The organism is Fulvimarina thalattae (assembly GCF_040239565.1).
Lineage (GTDB): Bacteria > Pseudomonadota > Alphaproteobacteria > Rhizobiales > Rhizobiaceae > Fulvimarina.
The window spans coordinates 116,740-140,135 of sequence record NZ_JBEHWS010000002.1 but is presented as its reverse complement, the minus strand read 5'-3'; the positions used below and the strand labels follow the sequence as shown (position 1 = coordinate 140,135).

The 23,396-nt window shown below is 63.0% G+C and carries 18 protein-coding genes; 13 read left to right on the top strand and 5 right to left on the bottom strand.

Annotated features, from left to right (window positions below; all coding sequences use genetic code 11):
• Positions 1-44 precede the first annotated feature (44 nt).
• The 4 genes from ABRA89_RS03625 to ABRA89_RS03610 all read left to right on the top strand — a co-directional run bounded on the left by ABRA89_RS03625 (position 45) and on the right by ABRA89_RS03610 (position 4,822).
• Complete coding sequence (locus tag ABRA89_RS03625) at positions 45-1,751, top strand: COG4223 family protein (protein WP_349940090.1); 1,707 nt, start codon at positions 45-47, stop codon at positions 1,749-1,751.
• 18 nt (positions 1,752-1,769) lie between these two features.
• Positions 1,770-3,332 (top strand): heme biosynthesis protein HemY, encoded by a 1,563-nt coding sequence (locus ABRA89_RS03620; RefSeq protein WP_349940089.1) that lies wholly within the window; start codon positions 1,770-1,772, stop codon positions 3,330-3,332.
• Positions 3,333-3,556: 224 nt separating this feature from the next.
• A complete protein-coding gene (locus tag ABRA89_RS03615; RefSeq protein WP_349940088.1) occupies positions 3,557-4,030 on the top strand; it encodes a tellurite resistance TerB family protein in 474 nt (157 codons plus the stop codon).
• A 54-nt stretch (positions 4,031-4,084) separates the two neighbouring features.
• Positions 4,085-4,822 carry a glutamine amidotransferase gene (locus ABRA89_RS03610; protein ID WP_349940310.1) on the top strand — a complete coding sequence of 246 codons (738 nt, stop codon included), beginning with the start codon at positions 4,085-4,087 and terminating at the stop codon, positions 4,820-4,822.
• A 21-nt stretch (positions 4,823-4,843) separates the two neighbouring features.
• Here the strand turns inward: ABRA89_RS03610 and ABRA89_RS03605 are convergent, their stop codons facing one another.
• Positions 4,844-6,112 (bottom strand): MFS transporter, encoded by a 1,269-nt coding sequence (locus ABRA89_RS03605; RefSeq protein WP_349940309.1) that lies wholly within the window; start codon positions 6,110-6,112, stop codon positions 4,844-4,846.
• A 380-nt stretch (positions 6,113-6,492) separates the two neighbouring features.
• Between ABRA89_RS03605 and crtY the strand changes: the two genes are divergently transcribed.
• The 4 genes from crtY to ABRA89_RS03585 all read left to right on the top strand — a co-directional run bounded on the left by crtY (position 6,493) and on the right by ABRA89_RS03585 (position 10,660).
• Positions 6,493-7,671 carry a lycopene beta-cyclase CrtY gene (gene crtY, locus ABRA89_RS03600; protein WP_349940087.1) on the top strand — a complete coding sequence of 393 codons (1,179 nt, stop codon included), beginning with the start codon at positions 6,493-6,495 and terminating at the stop codon, positions 7,669-7,671.
• Complete coding sequence (locus tag ABRA89_RS03595) at positions 7,668-9,197, top strand: phytoene desaturase (protein ID WP_349940086.1); 1,530 nt, start codon at positions 7,668-7,670, stop codon at positions 9,195-9,197. The genes crtY and ABRA89_RS03595 overlap by 4 nt, the downstream gene beginning before the upstream one ends.
• On the top strand, positions 9,194-10,234 hold the full coding sequence (locus tag ABRA89_RS03590) for a phytoene/squalene synthase family protein (protein WP_349940085.1): 1,041 nt from the start codon (positions 9,194-9,196) through the stop codon (positions 10,232-10,234). The genes ABRA89_RS03595 and ABRA89_RS03590 overlap by 4 nt, the downstream gene beginning before the upstream one ends.
• Positions 10,235-10,465: 231 nt before the next feature.
• Entirely contained in the window at positions 10,466-10,660 is a 195-nt protein-coding gene (locus tag ABRA89_RS03585; RefSeq protein ID WP_349940084.1) for a hypothetical protein, read from the top strand.
• 32 nt (positions 10,661-10,692) lie between these two features.
• On the opposite strand, the gene ubiA is transcribed toward ABRA89_RS03585, so the two are convergent.
• Positions 10,693-11,676, bottom strand: a complete 984-nt coding sequence (gene ubiA / locus ABRA89_RS03580) for a 4-hydroxybenzoate octaprenyltransferase (RefSeq protein ID WP_349940083.1) — start codon at positions 11,674-11,676, stop codon at positions 10,693-10,695.
• A 180-nt stretch (positions 11,677-11,856) separates the two neighbouring features.
• Here ubiA and purD point away from each other — a divergent pair, with 180 nt between their 5' ends.
• The gene (gene purD, locus ABRA89_RS03575) at positions 11,857-13,128 is read left to right on the top strand and encodes a phosphoribosylamine--glycine ligase (protein WP_349940308.1); all 1,272 of its coding nucleotides are present in this window, start codon (positions 11,857-11,859) and stop codon (positions 13,126-13,128) included.
• Positions 13,129-13,168: 40 nt separating this feature from the next.
• Here the strand turns inward: purD and pyc are convergent, their stop codons facing one another.
• Positions 13,169-16,627, bottom strand: a complete 3,459-nt coding sequence (gene pyc / locus ABRA89_RS03570) for a pyruvate carboxylase (RefSeq protein WP_349940082.1) — start codon at positions 16,625-16,627, stop codon at positions 13,169-13,171.
• Positions 16,628-16,975: 348 nt separating this feature from the next.
• Between pyc and ABRA89_RS03565 the strand changes: the two genes are divergently transcribed.
• Together ABRA89_RS03565 and ABRA89_RS03560 are read left to right on the top strand one after the other, a co-directional pair.
• Positions 16,976-17,851: a MipA/OmpV family protein gene (locus ABRA89_RS03565; RefSeq protein ID WP_349940081.1), complete on the top strand. Its 876-nt coding sequence runs from the start codon at positions 16,976-16,978 to the stop codon at positions 17,849-17,851.
• Between the two features lie 118 nt (positions 17,852-17,969).
• The gene (locus ABRA89_RS03560; RefSeq protein WP_349940080.1) at positions 17,970-18,797 is read left to right on the top strand and encodes an alpha/beta fold hydrolase; all 828 of its coding nucleotides are present in this window, start codon (positions 17,970-17,972) and stop codon (positions 18,795-18,797) included.
• Between the two features lie 90 nt (positions 18,798-18,887).
• Here ABRA89_RS03560 and ABRA89_RS03555 read toward each other — a convergent pair whose 3' ends face one another.
• Positions 18,888-19,685 (bottom strand): SDR family NAD(P)-dependent oxidoreductase, encoded by a 798-nt coding sequence (locus tag ABRA89_RS03555; RefSeq protein ID WP_349940079.1) that lies wholly within the window; start codon positions 19,683-19,685, stop codon positions 18,888-18,890.
• A gap of 340 nt (positions 19,686-20,025) precedes the next feature.
• Between ABRA89_RS03555 and ABRA89_RS03550 the strand changes: the two genes are divergently transcribed.
• Both ABRA89_RS03550 and ABRA89_RS03545 read left to right on the top strand, forming a co-directional pair.
• Positions 20,026-22,305, top strand: coding sequence for a transglycosylase domain-containing protein (locus tag ABRA89_RS03550; protein ID WP_349940078.1), 2,280 nt, complete (start codon positions 20,026-20,028; stop codon positions 22,303-22,305).
• Between the two features lie 136 nt (positions 22,306-22,441).
• Positions 22,442-23,194, top strand: a complete 753-nt coding sequence (locus tag ABRA89_RS03545) for an SDR family NAD(P)-dependent oxidoreductase (protein ID WP_349940077.1) — start codon at positions 22,442-22,444, stop codon at positions 23,192-23,194.
• Positions 23,195-23,235: 41 nt separating this feature from the next.
• On the opposite strand, the gene ABRA89_RS03540 is transcribed toward ABRA89_RS03545, so the two are convergent.
• The gene (locus ABRA89_RS03540; protein WP_349940076.1) at positions 23,236-23,376 is read right to left on the bottom strand and encodes a hypothetical protein; all 141 of its coding nucleotides are present in this window, start codon (positions 23,374-23,376) and stop codon (positions 23,236-23,238) included.
• Positions 23,377-23,396 lie beyond the last annotated feature (20 nt).

Genomic DNA, 23,396 nt, shown 5'->3' with positions numbered 1-23,396 from the left:
AACGGCCCGATTAAGGTTTCGAATAAAGCGATGGAGCTGTCTCGATGACGAACCGTCCGCGGCGTTCTCGCCCCACCCGTTCGCGCAACAAGACGATCGACGGGGAGTCGAACAAGATCGATACGTCCGCAAAATCCACCAGGACGTCAACGAAGACTGCGGCCGAGCAAAACACCGCTCCGACGGAGGCGGATACCGCTCCTGAGGCTGATGTGACGACAACCCCGTCGGACGATACGAGCGGAACCATTGCCGAACGCAGTGATTCAATCGTCGAAACGCATGTTGCAGAAGAACCGAAGACCGTAGAGGCCGATGCCGACAAGAGGACGGACGACACCCTCGCACCACCTGCGGAGCAGCCAGAGGCCGCAGCGCCGGTGAAGCCAGTCGATACAGGCCTTACGTCCGGTGGCTCGGTCGGCGATACGGTTCCTGCGGCGCGGCGCGGCGGGAATTCCGACTGGTCGAAGACTGGCGGCTATCAGGGGCCTGCTGCGGTGACGCGCACCCCGGAGCCAGTCAAGCGCACCCAGGCGCCGACGCGTCCCGCACCCGAACGAGGAGAAACGACGCCGATGGCTGGCTCAGGAACCGGCTCGATGCCGCCGCGCTCAAACTCCGGCCTTGGCTTCGGCGGAGCGCTTTTCGCCGGCCTCATCGGCGCGCTCGTGGCTCTAGTCGTCACGGCGTACCTCTATTCCTACGGTTTCCTGGATCAGATACGCGATGGCATTGCTGGCCCGCCGGTCATCGCCGAGGACATGACCGGCGCGGATATCGAACGGCTCTCGGGAGAGTTGGTAACGCTCCGCCGGGAGATCGAGGCAAGCCTTGCGGCCAATCAGGGACCCACCGACGGCATTCCCGGCCTTTCGCCGGAAGAACTCGAAGAGCTTGGCAATCGTATCACGACGCTCGAAAGCGCTGCGGCGCAGGCCGCTTCGGGCGAGCAGGACGCGACCGGAGCGACCCAGGACATGAGCGCCTTCGAACAGGCGTTGAGCGAGACACAGGGCAGCATGACCGACCTGCAGGCCTCCGCTACGGGTGCCGGTGAAGCCGCGGCTGCCGCCCAGGCAAGCGCCGACGAGGCGAACGCCGCCATCCAAGAAGCCCTTCAGGCTGGCGAGAGCGGCCGTCAGGAATTGCGGGCGGCGATCGATGAAGCGACGAGCGCGGCAAATGCGCGGCTCGACGCGATCGAAGCCGGTAATGCGCAGGCGCGGCTCGCACTCGCCGCAGCAGGCATGAAGAATGCGATAGACAACGGCAATCCATTCGCGACCGAGCTTCAGAATTACGGCGATGCCGGCGGTTCGGTGGATACGGTCGCTGCCTTGCAGCCCTATGCCGAAAATGGCGTTCCGACCGTCGGAACGCTTGCCCAGCGCTGGACCGAGGTCGAGGGTGACGTTTCGGCGGCGCTGACAGGGCCTGGCACCGATGCACCGGTCACCGACCAGGTGATGGCGGGGCTGAGATCGCTGGTCGAAACCCGCTCTGCCGGCGAGGTGCCGGAAGACGTGAATACGCCTGACGCGATCATCGGCCGGCTCGACAACGCGATCTCGACCGGTGATCTCCAGGGCTTCGTCGAGGAGTGGCAGACACTTCCCGAAGATGCCCAGCAGGCCGGCAGCGAGTTCTTCGCAGATGTCGAGGCGCGGCTCGCGGCCAATCAGGTGCTGTCCGATGCGCTCTCGGCCGCGACGCAGTCCGGCGCCGAAACACAGACCAACCAAGGATAACGGGAGCCACTGCCAAACATGTGGGGCATACTGACATTCTTCATCCTGATCCTTGCACTCTACCTCGGCTTCGGCTGGCTGGCGGACAATCCGGGGTCCGTCACTTTCGTCTGGCAGGGGCAGACGGTCGAGACATCGCTGATCCTGTTTCTGGGCGCGGCGGTTGCATTCATCGTTGCCGCAATCCTGGTCGTCTGGCTCATCTCAAAGCTGTTTCAGGCTCCCGGCGCACTGTCGTCCTGGAGTTCGAGCCGGCGTCACAGCAAGGGCCACAACTATCTGTCGCGCGGCGTCCTCGCGGCTGGCGCCGGTAATGCGACGCTTGCCCGCCAGATGATCAAGAAGAGCAGGGGCCGTATCGGCAGGGACGACAAGGCCATCCTTGGATTTCTCGATGCCCAGACGGCTTTGATCGAAGGCGACCACCAGCGGGCCGTTTCGATCTTCCGCGACATGGAGAGTGACCCGGACACCAAGCTTCTTGCCCTGCGAGGCCTCTATCTCGAAGCCAAGCGTGTCGATGACGAAAGCGCGCAGGAATACTACGCCGAGCGTGCCCTGCGGATTGCGCCCAACCTGCCATGGGCAGCCGAAGCCGTTCTCGAACGCAAGTCCTCCAGCCATGATTGGGACGGCGCTCTTCGGGTGCTCGAAGCGCAGCGCTCCATCGACATGCTGGGCGAGAAGGACGCGAAGCGGATCCGGGCGATCCTCCTGACGGCCAAGGCGAAGGACAAGGTAGACGCCGATCCGAAGACAGCCCGTTCGACCGCACGCAGCGCCCAGAAGATCGCGCCGGACTTCGTCCCGGCGGCTCTGGTGGCCGCCAATGCCGCTTTGCGCGTCAACGATACACGCCGCGCGATGCGTTATCTCGAAGCGACATGGGTGAACGCGCCGCATCCCGATATCGCCGAGGCCTATGTCAACGCGAAGGCTGGCGATTCGGCAAAGGACAGGCTCCGCCGGGCGCAAAAGCTGAAGTCGCTTTACGAAAAGCATCCCGAGTCCGACATCGCGGTTGCGCGTGCCGCGCTGGATGCGGGCGAATACGATCTCGCACGGTCCTCGGCGCTCGACGCGGCGCAGAAGCGCCCGACCGAGAGTGTCTACCTGCTGCTCGCCGATATCGAGGAGGAGCAGAGCGGGGAAGTCGGACGCATCCGCGAATGGCTTGCCAAGGCGATCACCGCGCCGCGCGATCCGGTCTGGATGGCCGACGGGGTCATACTCGACGAATGGCAGCCGATTTCTCCGGTAACCCGTAAGCTCGGCGTCGTCGAATGGAAGTCGCCGGTGGAGCACCGCGACAGCGACGGCAACCCGGTGATCGAGGCGCGGGCCAAGGATCAGGGAGAAAGTGCGCGGGTTATTGGCTCGTCTAGCGGCAGTTCGACCGCGTCTTCGTCGACCCCCATCCAGACCTCGGCAAATGCCGCGCCGACGGGCCATAACGGCGCTCAAAGCCCGGAATATGCGCTCTCATCGGATCGAAGCGCCGATGGTGGAACGGCCTATCCGAGCGCGCTTCTGGCCATCAAGGGCGAGGTCGACGACACCGGGGCATCCAGCCGGCGCTGAGGTCTCCCGCGGTCCTTTCCTGGTCGGCTCCGTGCAGGCTCGGCGTGTTACACATTGAAACCGGAAGGCTTTTCGTTGGTTGAGCATATGCGCTCCGGGACCAACGAACGCCTTTCTGTTGAGCGTGCTGCGGACGAATGAGGCGCGACGAAATCGGCGAATACCGATAGTCTTGCTGGCGGAGGCAGCATCACGGCGAAGGATCAGGACAGGCTCGCGAATTGATGGCACGCTCGCTCTTCTCCGGCTTCCGGGACTTTCTCAGCCAGTTCGCAGGTGAACCGTCGCCGAACGAAACGCAGGGTCAGGACGATCTCGTCGTATCTGTCGCCGCGCTGCTCTTTCATGTCGCCACCGCCGACGGCATCGTGACGGACGATGAGCGGCAGAGCCTCACCGGTGTCCTGCGTGAGGACTACGGCCTCTCGGCGACTCAGGCGGAAGATGTGGCACGGGCGGGTGAGCGCGCCAACGACGAAGCGGTCGACCTCTACCGATTCACCTCTGTCCTGAAGAGCCGGCTCGGCGAAGACGAGCGGATCGAATTTGTCCGCAATCTCTGGGAAATGACCTTCGCGGACGGCGAGGTCCACGAGCTTGAGGACAACGTCGTCTGGCGCGTGTCCGAACTGCTCGGCGTCTCCGGACGCGATCGCATGCTCTTGAAAAAGGAATTTGCCGACAAAGAGCGGAGTTGATCCATGAACCAGCACGTACGTTTTCAGTCTTATGAGCGCGAATGGACCGATGGCATGAATGGCAACGTGCGATACCGCATGGATGGCCGCAGGCTGAAACCGATCCTCGTCGTCCTCCATCAGGAAAACTCGACGCCCGGCCGTGTCGGACAGGTGCTGAACGCCCACAATGTGCTGCTCGATATACGCCGACCGGTACTAGGCGAACCGCTTCCCAAGAGCCTCGACGCCCATTCTGGAGCGATCGTCTTCGGCGGCCCGTCCAGCGTCAACGACGATCTCGACTATATCAACCGCGAGACCGACTGGCTCTCCGTACCGCTCGAAGAGAACAAGCCATTTCTCGGCATCTGCCTCGGCGCGCAGATGCTCGCCAGGCATCTCGGCGCGCGCGTCGAGTGCCATCGGGAAGGTCTGGCCGAGATCGGCTATTATCCGCTACGAGCGACCGAGGCGGGCCGGCAGTTTCTCCCGGACTGGCCGGACATGATCTACCAGTGGCACACGGACGGTTTCGACCTTCCCCGGGGCGCCGATCTTCTGGCCGAAGGCGACTGGTATCCGAACCAGGCGTTTCGATACGGCGACAAGGCGTTCGCGATCCAGTTTCACGCGGAACTGACCCTTGCCATGGTCTATCGCTGGACGACCAAGGGCCACGAGCGGCTGAAACTGCCCGGCGCGCAGCATCGCAAGCATCATTTCCACGGCCGCGCGCTTTACGACGAGCCGGTGAAGCGCTGGCTCGACGCATTTCTCACGAAGATCTTCGGCGAACGCGTGGAAGGATAAGTCCGGCGGGTCCTGCCGCAATCACTCCCGCGCGCCGAGATGCTTCGCCTTCCGTAAATCCGGAAACATGTAAGCCCACAAGCCTGCCACCCCGACGGTCGCAAAGCCGCCCAGCACCACGGCCGGCACGGCCCCAATGAAAGCGGCCATCGTACCCGCGCGGAATTCGCCGAGTTCGTTCGATGCCCCGATGAAAACCATGTTCACCGCATTCACCCGGCCGCGCACTTCGTCCGGCGTCCAGAGTTGCATCAGGGTCTCGCGCACATAGACCGAGATCATGTCGGATGCGCCCATCAGGGCGAGCGCGACGATGGAGAGCCACGGGATCGTCGACAGGCCGAAGAGGACGGTGAACGCGCCGAACGCCGCGACGAAGGCGAACATGATCGCGCCGGCGTTGTTCTTGATCGGGTGGGCTGCCAGCCAGAGCGCGACAGCAACCGCACCGACGCCCGGCGCCGCCCGCAGGAAGCCGAGACCCCAGGGCCCCACTTCCAGAACGTCCCGCGCATAGACCGGCATCAGCGCCACGGCTCCGCCGAGAAGCACGGCGAAAAGATCGAGCGAGATCGCGCCGAGCACCACCTTCTCGTGCCAGATGAAGCGGAAGCCGGCGACGATCGTCTCCATGCTCGGCGGCTCGGTGGGAAGGCGCTGTGCCGGAGTTCGGATCGACAGGACGAGCAGACTGCCGAGGAAGAACATGGTCGCGCCCGTGCCGTAGGCGACGAGCGGCGACAGGCCGTAGAGCAGACCGCCAGCCACCGGCCCGGTGATCGATGCGATCTGCCAGGACGAGGAATTCCAGGCGATGGCGTTGGCAAGTTCGTCGCGTGTCACGAGGTTGACGACGAGCGCTTGGGAAGCCGGCCCGAAGAACGCTCGCGCAATTCCGAGAATGACGAGGATCACGAAAATCGGCCCGGGCGAGACCAGCCCCTCCCAGGTGAAGATCATCAGCGCGATCACGCTCAAACCCTCGAGACAGGCCATGGCGCCCATGATCCATCGCCGCGAATACCGATCCGCGACGGCGCCGGTGACAAGCACGAGACAGAGCGCCGGCAGGAACTGGCAGAGCCCGATCAGCCCGAGGTCCCAGGGATCGCGCGTCAGATCGTAGACCTGCCAGCCGACCGAAACGACGACGACCTGGATTGCGAAAGCGGAGAGAAAGCGCGCCAGCCAATAGCGCAGGAAGCGATCGTTCCGGAATGCTGCGAAGCGGTCGTCATCGGGCGTTCGCGCGGAGCCGGCGCCCGGCTTGGCACCAAGGTCGTCAGGGATTTCGTCGTTCAAGGGTTGCGCCTCGGGGCAGATGGTCCTCCCCAAGTCTCCTGCGGCCCGAGAAGCGGTCCTAAAAGCGCTTATCCCACAGGCCGGGCGGCGGCAATCGATGATGCGGTTTGAAACCGTTCACGTTTCGGAAACGAAGCTAGGCAGCCGAAGGCGAGTCAGAGGCGAGAAAAACAGCTCAGAACGCCATGTCCTTTGAAAAGCCCCGCGTCCTTTCGTCCAATTCGCAAAGTTGTGAGAGACTTGAGGCATGATCGCGATGGGTTACCTTGCCTGATAGGCAAAAAGCATGCGCTCTTGGCATGTTGAGACGAAGGTTTGGACAAAGAAACGTTTATGATCACGTTTGAGACGAGCGAGGCGGCTGGGGATTGACGTCGACTGGCAAGAATTCGATCGACATCGCGCTCGTCGGCGGCGGTCTCGCCAATGGTCTGATCGCCTGGCGTCTCGCCGATTTGCGGCCTGATCTCAACGTCACGATCTTCGAAAGCGATGACGTAGTGGGCGGCAATCACACCTGGTCGTTCCACGAGCACGATCTAACAGCTGCCGAGCATCGCTGGCTGAAGCCTTTCGTCGGCCATCGTTGGCAGACCAACGAGGTGCTGTTTCCCGATCGCTATCGCCATCTTTCGACAGGCTATCTCAGCGTGCCGTCGGACCGCTTCCGTGATCTCCTCTCCGAACGCCTTGGCGGGCGGATCAGGACCGGCCAGAAGGTCGCCGCTCTCGGTGCCGGGAGCCTGACGCTTGCGGACGGCGAAGTGATCGAGGCCGGCGCGGTCATCGATGGGCGGGGATATCGGCCGAGCGATCATCTCAACCTCGGCTTCCAGAAGTTTCTCGGGCAAGAGATCGAGTTCGAGGCGCCCCATGATGTGGCTCGCCCGGTCATCATGGATGCGACCGTGCCCCAGGCGGATGGCTATCGCTTCGTCTACCTCCTTCCCATGTCGCCCACGCGGCTTCTCGTCGAGGATACGTATTACGCCAATGGAGAAGCGCTCGACCGCGAGACGATCCGCGGGAACATCGATCGCTACCGGGCTGACAAGGGCTGGCCACAGGGCAGGGTGGTTCGCGAAGAGGACGGCGTCCTGCCGATCGCGCTTGCAGGTGACATCGAAGCTTTCTGGAACGAGAAGCAATGCGTGCCGTCGAGCGGGCTCAACGCCGCGCTGTTCCACCCGACGACGGGCTATTCGCTGCCCGATGCGGTGCATCTCGCCGATCTGATTGCGGGCCTGCCGGATCACTCGGCGACGGCGCTCTTCGCTGCGACACGGCGCCACTCGGTGGAGACGTGGAAGCGCCGGAGCTTCTTCCGTATGCTGAACCGCCTTCTTTATCTCGCCGGTGATCCTTTGAAGCGTTATGTCATACTTCAGCACTTCTACCGCCTCCCCGAACCGCTGGTGTCGCGCTTCTACGCCGCCAAGCTGCGCCGGGCCGATAAGGTGCGCATCCTTACCGGGAAGCCGCCCGTCAGCGTGATCAGCGCCTTGAAGGTGCTTTCTCCGAGTTCTGTCGAGGGGGCGCCCGCATGAACCAGATGCCGCAGGATCTTCCCGGCGGGGCGAAGACCGCCGTCGTCATCGGGGCCGGCTTCGGCGGGCTTGCACTCGCGATCCGGCTTCAGGCCGCCGGCATCCAGACCACGCTCCTCGAAAAGCGCGACAAGCCCGGCGGCCGGGCTTACGTCTATGAGGATCAAGGCTTTACCTTCGACGCCGGCCCGACGGTCATTACCGATCCGTCCGCGCTCGAAGAGCTGTTCGAGGCGGCGGCCGCGAAGCTCTCCGACTACGTCGAGCTGCTCCCCGTCAAGCCATTCTACCGCCTCGCCTGGGAAGACGGCTTCGTCTTCGACTATGCCGACGATCAGGACGATCTCGACAGGCAGATCGGGGCGAAGAACCCGAAAGATGTCGAGGGCTATCGCCGCTTTCTCGCCTATTCGCGGGATGTCTTCCACGAGGGATACGAAAAGCTCGGCACCGTTCCGTTCCTCAATTTCAAGGACATGATGCGGGCGGCGCCTCAACTGGTGCGGCTCGAAGCCTATCGCTCGGTCTACGCCAAGGTCTCGCAATTCATCGAGGACGACCAGCTGCGGCAGGCCTTCTCCTTCCATTCGCTGCTCGTCGGAGGGAACCCGTTTGCGACCTCTTCCATCTATGCCCTCATCCATGCGCTGGAGCGTAAATGGGGCGTCTTTTTCCCGCGCGGCGGCACCGGCGCTTTGGTGCGGGGGATGGCGAAGCTCTTCACCGATATCGGCGGCCGGATCGAGGTCAACGCCGAGGTCGAGGACATAGCGATCGAGAACGGGCGTGCGACGTCCGTCACGACGAAGGGCGGCGAGACGTATCCGGCCGATCTCGTCGCCTCGAACGCCGACGTGGTCCACACCTATGCCAAGCTGATGGGCCGCAGCGAGCGCGGTGAAAAGAAGGGGAACGCGCTCAAGAAGAAGCGCTTTTCCATGTCGCTCTTCGTCATCTATTTCGGCCTGAAGACGCATAGGCCGGACATCGCCCACCACACCGTCTGCTTCGGGCCCCGCTACCGCCCGCTGATCGACGAGATCTTCAAGGGCAGAGAGCTCGCAGGCGACTTCTCGCTCTATCTCCATAATCCGTGCGTTACCGATCCCTCGCTCGCGCCGGATGGAATGGGTTCGTTCTACGTGCTCTCGCCCGTCCCGCATCTCGGAAATGCCGATATCGACTGGACGGTCGAAGGACCGAAATATCGCGATAAAATTCTCGATTATCTGGAAGAGCGATATATTCCGGGCCTCAAGGAAGATCTCGTAACCAGTCGCATCTTCACGCCGGCCGATTTCAAGACCGAGCTGAACGCCCATCTTGGCTCGGCGTTTTCGCTCGATCCTGTGCTCACTCAGAGCGCGTGGTTCCGGCCGCATAATCGCGACGACCGGATCCCTAATCTCTACATCGTCGGCGCCGGCACGCATCCGGGCGCTGGCGTTCCGGGCGTCGTCGGCTCGGCCAAGGCGACCGCTGGCCTTATGATCGAGGACGCGGGTCTCGCTCGCGTGCCTGCATGAGTTTCGCAGACCGCCTCGACGTGCCGATCGTCGGCGGACTTCCGTTCGAAACGCGCGAGCGTGCGGCGCTAGCCGCCGAGGCCGAAGCGACGATCGCCAAGGGTTCGAAGAGCTTTGCCGCCGCTGCGCGCCTCTTCAATCCGGAAACCCGCGCAAGTGCCCTGATGCTCTACGCCTGGTGCCGCCACTGCGACGATGTGGTGGACGACCAGATTCTCGGCTTTCGCCAGCCGGGCCTTGTCAGCGAAGTGGATGAGCGCGCTCGATTGCAGGAGATCGAGGACAAGACGCTCGCCGCCGTCCGGGGGAGCCGCACCGGCGAGGCGCCCTTCGACGCGATCGGCGACGTCGCTCTCAGGCACGATCTCCCCGAGACGCTCCTGATGTCCCATCTCGAAGGCTTCCGGATGGATGTCGAGGGCCGGGTTTACGAGACGATCGAGGATACGCTCGACTACTGCTATCGCGTGGCCGGCGTCGTCGGTGTCATGATGGCGCGTGTCATGGGCGTGCGGCCGAACAGAAGCTCGCGCTTCGACGTGACGCTTACGCTCGATCGCGCCTGCGATCTCGGCATGGCCTTTCAACTGACCAATATCGCCCGCGATATCATCGACGATGGCGAAGCCGGCCGCGTCTACGTGCCGAAGACGTGGCTCGACGAGGCCGGTGTCTCGGGCAATGCGATCCATCTGCCCCGCCACCGCGATGCAGCCGCGGGATTTGCCCTGCGCCTCCTCGATCTCGCCGAACCCTATTACGCGTCTGCGTCGAAGGGGCTGGCCGCTCTGCCGCCTCGCGCCGCATGGGCTGTTGCGACCGCGCTGGGTGTCTATCGCGAAATCGGAACCGTCATCCATACACGCCAAAGCAGGGCCTGGGACGATCGTGCTTCGACGAGCGCGGCAACGAAATTCCTGCACGCCTTCAAGGGAGTCGGCTGGACGGTGAGCTCTCGGATTGTGCGTAGAGAGGGCGCCCGACCGGTGCATCTCTGGACACGTCCCCGCCACCCGGAGCTCGGCGACAGCGTGTAGTTGCGGCTATCGGTCTGAAATTGCCCTAAGATCACCCAAATGTTGCGTGGCGTCATATCGCGCTGCGCAAATGTTTTGCATGCCTAAATTTTAGGATTGTGCGGTGCGAGGTTTTTCCTAAAGTGGTTAATGTCCGGGGGACAATCGGGGTGGACAAACCGGACCAACCCCGTCGATCCAAGCGGGAGGTCGATCGGCGATAATCATCAACGCGAACGAGGTTTCGCTATTATGATCGCCATGACCCTACTCCTCTGCCTCAAGGCCGAGCCCAGCGAGTGCCATCACGAGAACGTCGCTTTCCAGGGCACACTCATGCAATGCGCCATGTTCGGACAGGCCGCCGCCGCCGAGCATCTCAAGGGGCGTCCGAAGTGGACACTGCAGCGCTATCGCTGTGCGCATTCCGAGGTCGCGGAAGCCTGAATTTTGGCAAGCCACTGGCGGACGAAAGCCGATCAGACGGCGGTGATCGACCAGAGCGCCGAGAAGACCAGTCCGAAGAAGACGATCCAGCCGAATGCGCTGTTGGATTTGAACAGCCGCAGGCATTCGGACGGATTGTCGATATCGAGGCTGCTGATCTGCCAGCCCATCTGTGCTGCCCCGACTGCAAGGCCGACATAGGCTGGCCAGCCGACGCCGTTTCCGGTGGCTGCGAAGGCCAGGAAGAACAGGAAGATCGCGCCGCCATAAAGGACGAGGATCGCCTGTTTGGTCTTGTCTCCGAATAGCCGGGCGGTCGAGCGGACGCCGACGAGCGCGTCGTCCTCCTTGTCCTGATGGGCATAGATCGTGTCGTAACCGATCACCCAGAGGATCGAGCCGAGATAGAGAAGCACCGGGGCGAGCGAAAGGCTGCCCCAGTAGCAGGCCCACCCCATGAGCGCGCCCCATGAGAAGGCAAGGCCCAGGCCCAGCTGCGGCCAGTCGGTGAAGCGCTTCAGAAAAGGGTAGATCGCGACGGCGCCGAGCGAGGCGATGCCGAGAAAGATCGCGAACGGGTTGAACTGGAGAAGCACCAGAAACCCGGTCAGCGATTGCGCGACCATGAAGAGCTTGGCGTCCCGCCGGCTGACCCGTCCGGAGGGCAGGGGCCGAGAGCGTGTCCGTGCGACCGAGGAGTCGATATCCTCGTCGACAAGGTCGTTGTAGGTGCAGCCCGCACCGCGCATGGCGATGGCGCCGACGAGAAACAGGAACAGGTGCCATAGGCTCGGCAGGCCCATATGGACCGCCGTCGTGGGAGCCGCGAGCGGCGCGAGGGCCGCCGACCACCAGCACGGCCACATCAACAATTGCCAGCCGATGGGACGATCCCACCGCGCCAGCTGCGCATAGGGCCAAAGCGCCTGAGGCAGGAAGCGGTAGACCCAGTTCTCTGACGGGGCGTCTGCGACGCGGTCTTTCTCTGCCAGGTAGCTGGGGTCGGGATTCGCCATGCGGCGGAAAAAGCGTGTTCGAAGCGTGCCAGTCAAGCTTTTTCGTCTGCGTCCCAAGGAAAATCTCGCTCCGCATCCGCTTACTGCGAGAGCCGACTTGACCGGCCATCGCTGCACTTCGTATCGCGTCCGCCAAGGGCGATGACGTCCGAGCCTCACCAGACGGAGCATGGCATGGCGATCGACGTACTCCTCATCGGATCGGGTGGACGGGAGCATGCGCTCGCCTGGAAGCTGGCCCAGTCGAGCGAACTCGGAACGCTCTACGCAGCGCCCGGCAATCCCGGCATCGCCGAATGCGCTAGTCTTGTAGACCTCGATGCCGGCGATCAGGATGCCGTCGTCGCCTTCTGCAAGGAGAAGGCGATCGGCCTCGTCGTCATCGGCCCCGAAGCACCGCTGGTCGCCGGTCTAGCCGACCGGCTGGAGGCCGAATCCATCCCTGTCTTCGGCCCCTCTGCCTCGGCAGCACGGCTCGAAGGCTCGAAGGGCTTCACCAAGGACCTCTGCTCGCTGCACGACATCCCGACGGGTCGCTACAAGCGTTTCAACAACGCGCCCGACGCCCGCGCGGCGATCGAGGACCGCTCCGGTCCGATCGTCATCAAGGCGGATGGCCTCGCTGCCGGCAAGGGCGTCACGATCGCCGAGACCAAAGCAGAAGCACTTGCCGCGATCGATGCCTGCTTCGATGGCGAATTCGGCGGCGCGGGCGCCGAACTCGTGATCGAGGAGTTCCTGGAAGGCGAGGAGGCGAGCCTCTTCTGCGTCTGCGATGGCAGCCGCGCCGTCCTCTTCGGCACCGCCCAGGACCACAAGCGCGTCTTCGATGGCGATCGCGGTCCGAACACCGGCGGCATGGGCGCCTATTCCCCGGCGATCGGCATGAGCGACACGTTGGTCACTCGAGCTATGCGCGAGATCATCGAGCCGACCATGCGCGGCATGGCCGAGGCCGGCACGCCGTTCAAGGGCGTGCTCTATGCCGGGCTGATGCTGACCGAGACCGGGCCAAAGCTGATCGAATACAATGTCCGCTTCGGCGATCCGGAATGCCAGGTGCTGATGATGCGCCTGAAGAGCGATCTCCTGCCGGTTCTTCTCGCGGCGGCAAAGGGTGATCTCTCCGGCGTTTCACCGGAATGGTCCGACGATCGCGCAGTGACCGTGGTCATGGCCTCCAACGGATACCCCGGCGCCTACGAAAAGGGCACACCCATCACCGCGCTGCCCCTCACCGGCGATGACGCCTTCATCTTCCATGCGGGCACGTCGCTCGATGGCGATGATCTGAAGGCGACAGGCGGCCGCGTCCTCAACGTCACGGCGACAGGCGCGAGCGTCCACGAAGCGGCGCGCAAGGCCTATGACGTTCTGGCCGGCGTCGAATGGTCGAACGGCTTCTGGCGCTCCGATATCGGCCACCGCGCCATCATGCGCGAAGAGGGATGAGCATCCCTCCCGCTGATAGGGGTCGAAGTCGCTTTCGGCCTCAGGCGGCGTAGACCACCAGAAGGTCCTTGGCGTCGATCTGCGATCCCGCCGAGACGTGGACATCCTCGATCTTGCCGTCCTTTTCGGCGTGGATCGCCGTCTCCATCTTCATCGCCTCGATGGAGAGGAGGACGTCGCCCTTCTTCACTTCCTGGCCCTTTGACACGGCGAGCGTCGAGATGACGCCCGGCATCGGCGCGCCCACATGGTTCTCGTTCGCCGCATCCGCCTTCGGACGCGCGGCACCGCCAGAAGCACCATGGGCGCGATCCGGCACCTTCACGCGGCGCGGCTGGCCGTTAAGCTCGAAGAAGACCGTGCGGTCGCCCTTCTCGTCGGTCTCACCGAAGCCGAGGCAGCGGATGACGAGCGTCTTACCCTTTTCCAGATCGACGAGGATCTCCTCGTCCTGCTCGATGCCGTAGAAATAGGACGGCGTCGGCAGCATCGAGACGGGGCCGTAATTCTCGATGGTCTTGGCGAATTCGGTGAAGACCTTCGGGTACATGAGGTAGGACGCGAAGTCCTGGTCGCTCACCTTGCGGCCGAGCTTCTCCTCGATCGTCTTGCGCTCTGCATCGAGATCGGCGTCCTTCAGCAGCGAACCGGGCCGGGCCGTCGTGGGTTCTTCACCCTTCAGCACCTTGCTCTGGATGTCCTTCGGCCAGCCTTGCGGCGGCTGTCCGAGATCGCCGCGCATCATCGAGACGACCGAATCCGGGAAGGAGATGTCCTTGCCGGACATGACGTCGGACACGGAGAGGTCCTGGCTCACCATCATCAGCGCCATATCGCCGACGACCTTGGAGGAGGGCGTCACCTTCACGATGTCGCCGAACATCTTGTTGACGTCCGCATAGGTCTGGGCGACCTGATGCCAGCGGGTTTCAAGACCAAGCGAGCGGGCCTGTTCCTTGAGGTTGGTGAATTGGCCACCCGGCATCTCGTGAAGGTAAACCTCCGAGGCAGGTCCCTTCAGATCGCTCTCGAAGGCAGCATACTGGTTACGCACCGCTTCCCAGTAGAAGGAAATCCGGCGGATCGCCTCGGCATCGAGGCCCGGATCACGGTCGGAATGCTTCAGCGCTTCGACGATCGAGCCAAGGCAGGGCTGGGAGGTGTTACCGGAGAGCGCGTCCATCGCCGCATCCACCACGTCGACGCCGGCGTCGATCGCGGCGAGCACGGTCGCAGCCGCAACGCCCGAGGTGTCGTGCGTGTGGTAGTGGATCGGCAGGCCGACCTCTTCCTTCAGCGCCTTGAAGAGAACTCTAGCGGCACCCGGCTTCAGCAGGCCGGCCATATCCTTGACGCCGAGGATGTGGGCACCGGCGTCCCGCACTTCCTTGGCGTTCTGGACATAGTATTTGAGGTCGTAGGTCGAACGCTCGGGATCGAAGATGTCGCCGGTATAGCAGACGACGCCCTCGCAGATTTTGCCCGATTCGAGGACCGCGTCCATCGAGACGCGCATGTTCTCCACCCAGTTCAGGCAGTCGAATACGCGGAAGACATCGACCCCGCCCTTGGCGGCTTCAGCCACGAAGCGCTTCACGACATTGTCGGGATAGTTGGTATAGCCGACGCCGTTCGAGCCGCGCAGCAGCATCTGGAGAAGGATGTTCGGCGCCTTCTCGCGAATTTTCGCAAGCCGTTCCCACGGGTCCTCGGTGAGGAAGCGCATCGAGACGTCGAAGGTCGCACCGCCCCAGCATTCGAGCGAGAAGAGGTTCGGCATACCGCGCGAATAGGACTCGGCGATCTTCTCGATGTCGTGAGTCCGCATGCGGGTCGCGAGCAGCGACTGGTGCGCGTCGCGCATCGTCGTGTCGGTGAGAAGCACCTGCTTCTGCTCGCTCAGCCATTTTGCAAAGCCTTCGGCACCAAGCTTCTCGAAGGTCTGGCGCGTGCCGTCGACGATGGGGGCGTCGAAGCGCGGCACCACCGGCTTGGCGTGATCTGCCGACGGCTTCGGCCGGCCCTTGGTCTCGGGGTGACCGTTGACGGTGACATCGGCCAGATAGGTCAGCAGCTTGGTCGCGCGGTCGCGGCGCTTGGTCTGCTCGAACAGCTCCTTTGTCTGGTCGATGAACTTCGTCGTGTAGGAATTATCCCGGAAATGCGGATGCGAGATGATCGCTTCCAGAAAGGTGAGGTTCGTCGCGACGCCGCGGATACGGAACTCGCGGAGCGCACGGTCCATGCGCTGGATCGCCTCCTGGGCTGTCGGGGCCCAGGCGGTGACCTTTTCCAGAAGCGGATCGTAGAAGCGCGTGATCACCGCGCCCGAATAGGCCGTTCCGCCGTCGAGGCGGATGCCGAAGCCGGTCGCGCCACGATAAGCGGTGATTCGGCCATAGTCCGGAATGAACTCGTGCTCGGGATCTTCCGTCGTGATGCGGCACTGAAGGGCGTGGCCGTTGAGCTTGATGTCCTCCTGCTTCGGAACACCCGAGGCCGGCTCACCGATCTTCTCGCCGTCGAGGATGTGGATCTGCGCCTTCACGATGTCGATGCCGGTCACCTCCTCGGTGACCGTATGCTCGACCTGAATGCGCGGATTGACCTCGATGAAGTAGAATTCCTGGGTGTCGGCATCCATCAGGAATTCGATCGTGCCGGCACCCACATAGCTCGTGGCGTCGGCCAGCTGCCGGGCGTAACCGGCGAGTTCGCGGCGCTTCTCGTGGTTGAGATAGGGGGCCGGCGCGCGCTCCACGACCTTCTGGTTGCGGCGCTGGATCGAGCAGTCGCGTTCGAAGAGATCGACCACATTGCCGTGGGTGTCGCCGAGGATCTGCACCTCGACGTGGCGGGCCTTCTCGACCAGCTTTTCGAGATAGACCTCGTCCTTGCCGAAGGCGGCCTTCGCTTCGCGCTTGCCTTCGGTCACGCCGCGTTCGAGTTCGTCGGCGGAGCGGATGACGCGCATGCCGCGCCCGCCGCCGCCCCAAGAGGCCTTGAGCATCAGTGGATAACCGACGGCCTCCGCCATCTCGCGGACCTTGCCCATGTCGGCCGGGAGCGGCTCGGTTGCAGGCACGACGGGAACGCCGACTTCAAGCGCAAGATTGCGCGCGGCGACCTTGTTGCCGAGTTTGCGCATGGTGTCGCCGGACGGGCCGATGAAGATAAAGCCGTTCTCGGCGCAGGCATCGGCGAATTCGGGGCTTTCGGAGAGGAGGCCGTACCCAGGATGGATCGCATCCACCTCGGCGTGCTTGGCGACGCGGATTACCTCCTCGATCGACAGATAGCTCTCGACCGGTCCGAGATCCCTGTCGAGATGCGGACCACGGCCAATCTGATAACTCTCGTCCGCCTTGAAGCGGTGTAGCGCCAGCTTGTCTTCTTCGGCCCAGATCGCGACCGTCTTGATGCCGAGCTCGTTGGCGGCGCGGAAGACGCGGATGGCGATTTCGGAGCGGTTGGCGACGAGGATCTTACGAATGGGCACGCGGGCGACTCCCTGATATTGCTGGCGGTCTGCAACGATCGTCTGCGTCCCGCCGGAATTGTCGCGCTACATTGCTGCGGCAGGCATCGTTTCGCAAGTGCGAACGGCCCCGCGCAAGGCTTGAGCAGGTGAAAAATCCCGCCCTATCGGTGAAGAAATTTGCCGTATCCCCCAACCCGATCTTTACCGGTCGGTAACGACTTGTGCCCTCGCTGCAACGGGTCGACGCAAAGCCTCGTTGAGAACACGTTTTTAGACCCTGTGTGAATTGCGCTCCGGCCCCTTCCGATTCAATTTGAAATTCAAGCAGCGACTTGCCCGTGACACGAAGCACAAAAGCTTCGGCGCGTGCCAGCCACGAAGAAGCGCTGCAAGCTGGAGTATCAGGACATGCGCATGCGTCTCGCCGCCTCGGTCACCGCGATCCTACTTGCCACGGCAATCCAGGCCAGCGCGGCGGACGTCTATACGCCCTATGAGCCGAACCCGGCCCCGCCGGCACCGGCCGCCTATGATTATGGCGATACCGATTTCGTCTTCGAACTCGGAATCGGAGGCGCGCTGCAGCCGGAATATCTGAGCTCCGACGATTATATGGCTTCGGTCTACGGCATCGCCTCGGTCGAATATTTGAACATTCCCGGCATCGGCTCTTTCGGCGGCCGCGATGGACGCGGTCTCTCGATCGGCCCGTCGTTCAACTATATCGGCGAGCGCGACCCGTCCGAGTTCCGCGATCTGCGCGGCCTCGATCCCGTGGACGAGACCTATGAGCTCGGCATCAAGGCCGGCTACGAATGGGAGTATGCCGAGGTCTACGGCGCGCTTCGCTACGCCTTCAACGGTGCCGAGGGCTTTACCGGCGATGTCGGCGCGAACCTCATCGCGCGTCCGACGGAGCAACTGACCCTCAAGGCCGGTCCGACGGCGAGCTTCGCCGATTCGGACTATGTCGACGACTATTTCTCGGTCAGCCCGACCGAGTTCGCACGATCAAACGGCCGCTTCGATGTCTATAAGGCCGATGGCGGCTTCACCAGCGTCGGCGTTGCCGCCGAGGCGCGCTACGAGATCTTCACCGACTATTTCGTCACCGCCGATGCGTCCTGGGATCGTCTCGTCGGGGACGCGGCCGACTCGCCGATCACGAAAAAGGCAGGCGACGAGGACCAGTATTATTTCGGCGTCGGCATCTCCAAGCGCTTCTCGCTTGATCTCTGGTAGAGCTTCAGGCCGTTCGGGGCCGAGCACACATTAATGATCCTTTCACAGGAAGGCTCCGCAACGATGCGGGGCCTTTCTGCATTTTGAACCGACTGCAAATTCCGCCGAAAGGTTCGAAATGCCCTTCCTGACCACCAATGACGACGTCGACCTGTTTTTCAACGACTGGGGAACGGGGCGGCCGATCGTCCTCGTACATGGCTGGCCGCTCAATGCCGACATGTGGGCCTACACAGCGAACGAGCTCGTCGAGCGCGGCTTTCGCGTGATCACCTATGATCGCCGCGGCTTCGGTCGCTCCGAACAGACGGCGTCTGGTTACGACTACGATACGTTCTCGGACGATCTCGCCACCATCATGGACTTTCTCCAGCTTGAAGACGCCGTCCTCGTCGGCTTCTCCATGGGCGGCGGCGAGGTGGCCCGCTACATGTCTCGCCATCAGCCGAAGGGCCGGCGTGTCGGCAAGGCCGTTCTTGTCTCCGCCGTCACGCCTTACATGGCGAAGGACGACAGCAACCCGGACGGTCTGCCGACAGAGACCTTCGACAGTTTCATTGCGGAACTCAACAAGGATCGGCCGGGCTTCCTCGCCGGTTTCGGCAAGCAGTTCTACGGTGTGGACGATGGCTCGGATGCCGTCTCGCCGGACTATCTGAACTGGACACAGCAGCTCGCGATGATGGGCTCCCTGCGCGCGACGATCGCCTGCGTCCACGCCTTCGGCAAGACGGACTTCCGCGAGGACCTGAAAGCGTTCGACGTTCCCGCCCTCGTCATTCACGGCACCAGCGACAGCATCGTGCCTTTCGAGATTTCTGCGAAGAAGGCCGCGGACATGCTCTCCGGCGCCGAACTGAAGGCCTATGACGGCGAGCCGCACGGCCTGCACTATACGAGCCAGGACCGCCTCTTGAACGATATCGCGGATTTCGCGAAGCTCTGAGTTGCCTCGATCCGAGCCCTCACGCAAACAAAAAGGCCCGCCGAGCGGATCTCGGGGGGCCTTTCCTTATTAGCGAAGAAACGTGAGCGCTTACGGCACGATCGAGTCGACCACGCCGCCGTCGACGCGCAGGGCGGCACCCGAGGTCGCCGACGCTTCCTTCGAGCAGGCATAAACGACCATGTTGGCCACTTCTTCGACCTCGGCCGGCCGCTGGATGATCGAGGAGGGGCGTTCGGACTTGACGAATTCGACGCCGGCATCCTTGATGGAGATACCCTTCTCCTTCGCCATGTCTTCGAGCATCGCCTCGACACCCTCCGAATAGGTCGGGCCGGGAAGAACCGAATTCACCGTCACGCCCGTGCCTGCGGCGAATTTGGCGAGGCCGCGCGACAGCGAGAGAACGGCCGTCTTGGTGAAGCCGTAGTGGATCATATCCGCTGGAATGTTCAGCGCCGATTCCGAGGAGAGGAACACGATCCGACCCCAGCCTTTCTCGGTCATCTTCGGCAGTAGCTTACGCGAAAGCCGCACGCCCGACATGATGTTGAGCTGGAAGAATTTCTCCCACGTCTCGTCGTCCACCTCATAGAACGGCTGCGGCCCGAAGATGCCGACATTGTTGACGAGGATATCGACCTCGCCAGCGGCATCGACGAGCTTGTTCACGCCTTCGGCGTTCGAAAGATCCGCCGCGATGCCGGTTATGTCCGCGCCCGGCGCGGCATTCACCGCCTTGCGGACGGCATCCTCGACGCGATCCGACCCACGCCCGTTGATGATGACCTTCGCTCCGGCCTTCGCAAGGCCGATCGCGCTCGCAAGGCCGATGCCCGCAGTCGATCCGGTGACAAGGGCCGTCTTTCCGCTAAGATCGATATGCATGCTCGCTCCAATATTCCGACACTGAATTCGCTGAGTCGAACCCCTCGCTTCCAATAAGGTTGCGGCGCAACAGCGTTCGAAATTCATGGACAGCAAGAGAGGGAAGACCGCCCCAATGTGGCCCTGCGTGCCACATTTGGTTCAGGTCCCGTTAAATCGCCGCATTTAAAGTTTGGAAAGGAAAGCGTCCGCCTCAGGGGCGCATCGAACGGAAAACCCCGTCTCGCTGCGAAGGGTGGACGAGGGGAAGCGATCGGGCCGGCGCAACGCGTCTCAAGGTCCGTGCACCGGTTGGAACGGTAAGCAGTATCGCATCGATTGAGAAGTGGGGGCCACGCTGATGGCGGCCAAACGGCAGGAACGGATCGAACCGAGTTTCGATGGCGGTTTCGAAAAACAGAACGGCGACGATTTCCGTGTGACCGCGGACGATCGCGCCGTGCCGATGGCCGCGAACGACCGCGCGCGCAAGAAATCCAAGCCCGCCCCCAAGCAGCGCCGTTCCTTCTTCGGCTTCGGCCGGTCGAATCCCAAGGCTAGCCGCTCCGGTTCGGGCGGCGGAGGCAATAGCGGCGGAGGCAACGGTCGGCGCAGACGGTCGTTCTTCGGCCATCTCGTCAAGATGACCTTTACGCTCGCCGTCTGGGGCGCGCTCGGCCTTGCCGTCCTGCTCGGCTACTTCGCGGTCAAGCTCCCGAACGAGGCCTGGGCGATCCCTGACCGGCCGCCCAACGTCAAGATCGTCTCTGTCGATGGGCGCATGATCGCCAATCGCGGCCTGACGGGCGGCAAGGAAGTGGCTCTCGACGAGATGAGCCCGTGGATTCCGCAGGCGGTGATGGCAATCGAGGACCGCCGTTTCTACGAGCATTTCGGCGTCGATCCGATCGGTATCGCGCGCGCCGCGGTCGAGAACTATCAGGCGGGTGCCACGGTGCAGGGCGGCTCCACGCTCACCCAGCAGCTTGCCAAGAACATCTTCCTCAGCCCCGAACAGTCGCTCCAGCGCAAGATACAGGAAGCCATTCTGTCCGTCTGGCTCGAGCATAAGTTCACCAAAGACCAGATCATGGAGATGTATCTCAACCGGGTCTATTTCGGCTCCGGCGCGACCGGTGTCGAGGCGGCTGCTCGGCGATACTTCAACAAGAGTGCGGCGGAGGTCGATCTTCACGAAGCGGCGCTTCTCGCAGGGCTTCTCAAGGCGCCCTCGCGCCTCTCCCCGGCGCGGGATGCGGAAGCGGCCAAGGAGCGGGCGGACGTGGTGCTTGCCGCGATGCGCCAGGAAAACTTCATCACGGAGGCGGAATACAAATCCGCGAAGGCCGAAGAGCCGACCAAGGCCAAGAGCTTCTGGAGCGGCGCGGAGAACTATGCCGCCGACGTTGTGATGGACGACCTGAAAGACCTCATCGGCGAAGTGAAGGAAGACGTGATCGTCGAAACGACGATCGATCTCAATCTGGAAAAGGCCGCCGAGAAGGTCATCAAGGAGACCGTCAACGGCGCAACCCAGAACGTCTCGCAGGGCGCGCTCGTTGCGATCGACGGCACTGGCGCGATCCGTGCGTTGGTCGGTGGCGTCGATTATTCGCAAAGCCAGTACAACCGTGCCTTCCAGGCGCGCCGCCAGCCGGGTTCCTCCTTCAAGCCGTTCGTCTACCAGACGGCGATGGAGCAGGGATGGCGGCCGGAGACCGTCCTCAACGACGCGCCGGTGAAGATCGGCAACTGGACGCCGTCGAACTACGACAACAAATATCGTGGTCCCGTGACGCTCGCGGTCGCTCTCCAGAAATCGCTTAACACTATCGCCGCGCAGCTGATCGACGCCGTCGGCCCAGCCTCGGTCATCGAAACCGCCAACCGCATGGGCATCAAGTCGGAGATCACCGATAACGCCGCGATCGCGCTCGGCACGTCTGAAGTCTCTCTACTGGAGCTCACGGACGCCTTCGTGCCCTATTCGAACGGCGGCTACGAGGCCAAGCCACACCTCGTCAATCGCGTGACGAGCGAAGACGGAAAGATCATCTGGGAGCGCGGCGCGGAGGTCCCGCCGGTCATCGTCGATCCCGATACGGTGGCGATGATGAACGCGATGCTCTCGGGCGTCGTCAATAGCGGCACGGCGCGCCGTGCGCAGCTCGATGGCTGGCAAGCGGGCGGAAAGACCGGGACGACGAACGATTACAAGGACGCCTGGTTCGTCGGCTACACCTCGAACCTGACGGCCGGCGTCTGGCTCGGCAACGACAACGGCGCGAAGATGCGTCAGGTCACCGGTGGTTCATTGCCGGCCGAGGCGTGGAAAAAATTCATGACCGCCGCTCACGAGGGTATTCCCGCGTCCCCGTTGCCGGGTGGCTACGAGATCGGCGGACCGCAGCAGCCGCTGGTGGCCGACGGATCCAACGGTGGCTTCTACGATCCGTCCATGGACCCGAACGGCGATCCGTACTATGCGCCGGCCGGTCAGATTCCGCCGGAAGATGTCGGAGGAGGCCAGCGGACGGCCGATGGTCGCGGCCGGGTGTTCGATACACCTCCGCCTCCGGGCGTCAGCGTTCAGGGCCGGGTGCGCAATCCGTCCCTGCTGGAGAGCATTTTCGGAATGTAGGCAGTGCGAGCGGCCGGTCCGGCTTCTCACCTTCGACAACAGCGTCGTTCATGCGATGGACGAAACGCGGCTTCGTCCGATAGAACCCTTCGCGTCGCTCGAATTGCTCGACCGGCGCCGGCATGGGGGAAGTCCGATGAAATTCGCTAAGTATCCGAGCCTCGAAGGCGCGGCCGTCCTTGTTTCGGGTGGTGCGTCCGGTATCGGCGCCGAGATCGTGCGGGCCTTCGCCGATCAGGGAAGCAAGGTCGGCTTTCTCGATTTCGATCGGGAGGGCGGTGAAGCGCTTGCGGCGGAACTCGGGTCGTCAGTCGAGTTCGCCTTCTGCGATCTGCGCGACGCTGCCTCCATCAAACCGGCGCTCGATGCTCTGATCGATCGCATCGGCACCCCGTCCGTCCTCGTCAACAACGCCGCCCGCGACGACCGCCACGACTGGAAGGACGTGACGCCGGACTATTACGACGAGCGCATCGCGACGAATATCCGGCATATGTTCTTTGCGACGCAGGCCGTAGCGCCGCATATGATCGAGGCCGGCAAGGGCTCGATCGTCAATATGGGCTCGAATTCCTGGTGGGAAAAAGCCGGCGGCATGCCGGTCTATACGACCGCGAAAGCCGGCGTTCACGGCATGACCCGCGCGTTTGCGCGTGATCTCGGTCCTCACCGCATCCGTGTGAACACCGTCGTGCCGGGCTGGATCATGACCGAGCGCCAAAAGGAGCTCTGGGTCACGGAGGATGCCATCGAGGCCCATCGGAAGAACCAATGCCTGCCCGATCTCATCGAGCCGGTCTTCGTGGCGCGAATGGTGCTTTTCCTCGCATCGGACGATGCGGCGATGTGCACGGCCAACAACTATATGGTCGAAGCCGGATCGATCTGATCTTACGCGTATCGGCCGGAAATCTCAGCCGATGTGCTTCATCAGCGTGCGTTGCGCGCCGCGATCCGGTGCGGAAGAAGCGAGAAGCGGATGCGGGTTCTCGGTTCGCCGGAGAGGCGATCAGCGTTCTCGTCGATCTGCTTCAGCTTGTTGTGGTCTATTGCGGTAAAGCTCGTGAGCATCGGTGGTCTCCATTGCTGGC

Excerpts from the sequence above, each read along its gene's own strand:
- ubiA (WP_349940083.1), bottom strand. The coding sequence starts at position 11,676 with ATGGCGAATCCCGACCCCAGCTACCTGGCAGAGAAAGACCGCGTCGCA.
- ABRA89_RS03585 (WP_349940084.1), top strand. The coding sequence starts at position 10,466 with ATGATCGCCATGACCCTACTCCTCTGCCTCAAGGCCGAGCCCAGCGAG.
- ABRA89_RS03560 (WP_349940080.1), top strand. The coding sequence starts at position 17,970 with ATGCCCTTCCTGACCACCAATGACGACGTCGACCTGTTTTTCAACGAC.
- ABRA89_RS03620 (WP_349940089.1), top strand. The coding sequence starts at position 1,770 with ATGTGGGGCATACTGACATTCTTCATCCTGATCCTTGCACTCTACCTC.
- ABRA89_RS03615 (WP_349940088.1), top strand. The coding sequence starts at position 3,557 with ATGGCACGCTCGCTCTTCTCCGGCTTCCGGGACTTTCTCAGCCAGTTC.
- ABRA89_RS03545 (WP_349940077.1), top strand. The coding sequence starts at position 22,442 with ATGAAATTCGCTAAGTATCCGAGCCTCGAAGGCGCGGCCGTCCTTGTT.
- ABRA89_RS03610 (WP_349940310.1), top strand. The coding sequence starts at position 4,085 with ATGAATGGCAACGTGCGATACCGCATGGATGGCCGCAGGCTGAAACCG.
- ABRA89_RS03590 (WP_349940085.1), top strand. The coding sequence starts at position 9,194 with ATGAGTTTCGCAGACCGCCTCGACGTGCCGATCGTCGGCGGACTTCCG.
- ABRA89_RS03555 (WP_349940079.1), bottom strand. The coding sequence starts at position 19,685 with ATGCATATCGATCTTAGCGGAAAGACGGCCCTTGTCACCGGATCGACT.
- ABRA89_RS03540 (WP_349940076.1), bottom strand. The coding sequence starts at position 23,376 with ATGCTCACGAGCTTTACCGCAATAGACCACAACAAGCTGAAGCAGATC.
- ABRA89_RS03550 (WP_349940078.1), top strand. The coding sequence starts at position 20,026 with ATGGCGGCCAAACGGCAGGAACGGATCGAACCGAGTTTCGATGGCGGT.
- ABRA89_RS03625 (WP_349940090.1), top strand. The coding sequence starts at position 45 with ATGACGAACCGTCCGCGGCGTTCTCGCCCCACCCGTTCGCGCAACAAG.
- ABRA89_RS03595 (WP_349940086.1), top strand. The coding sequence starts at position 7,668 with ATGAACCAGATGCCGCAGGATCTTCCCGGCGGGGCGAAGACCGCCGTC.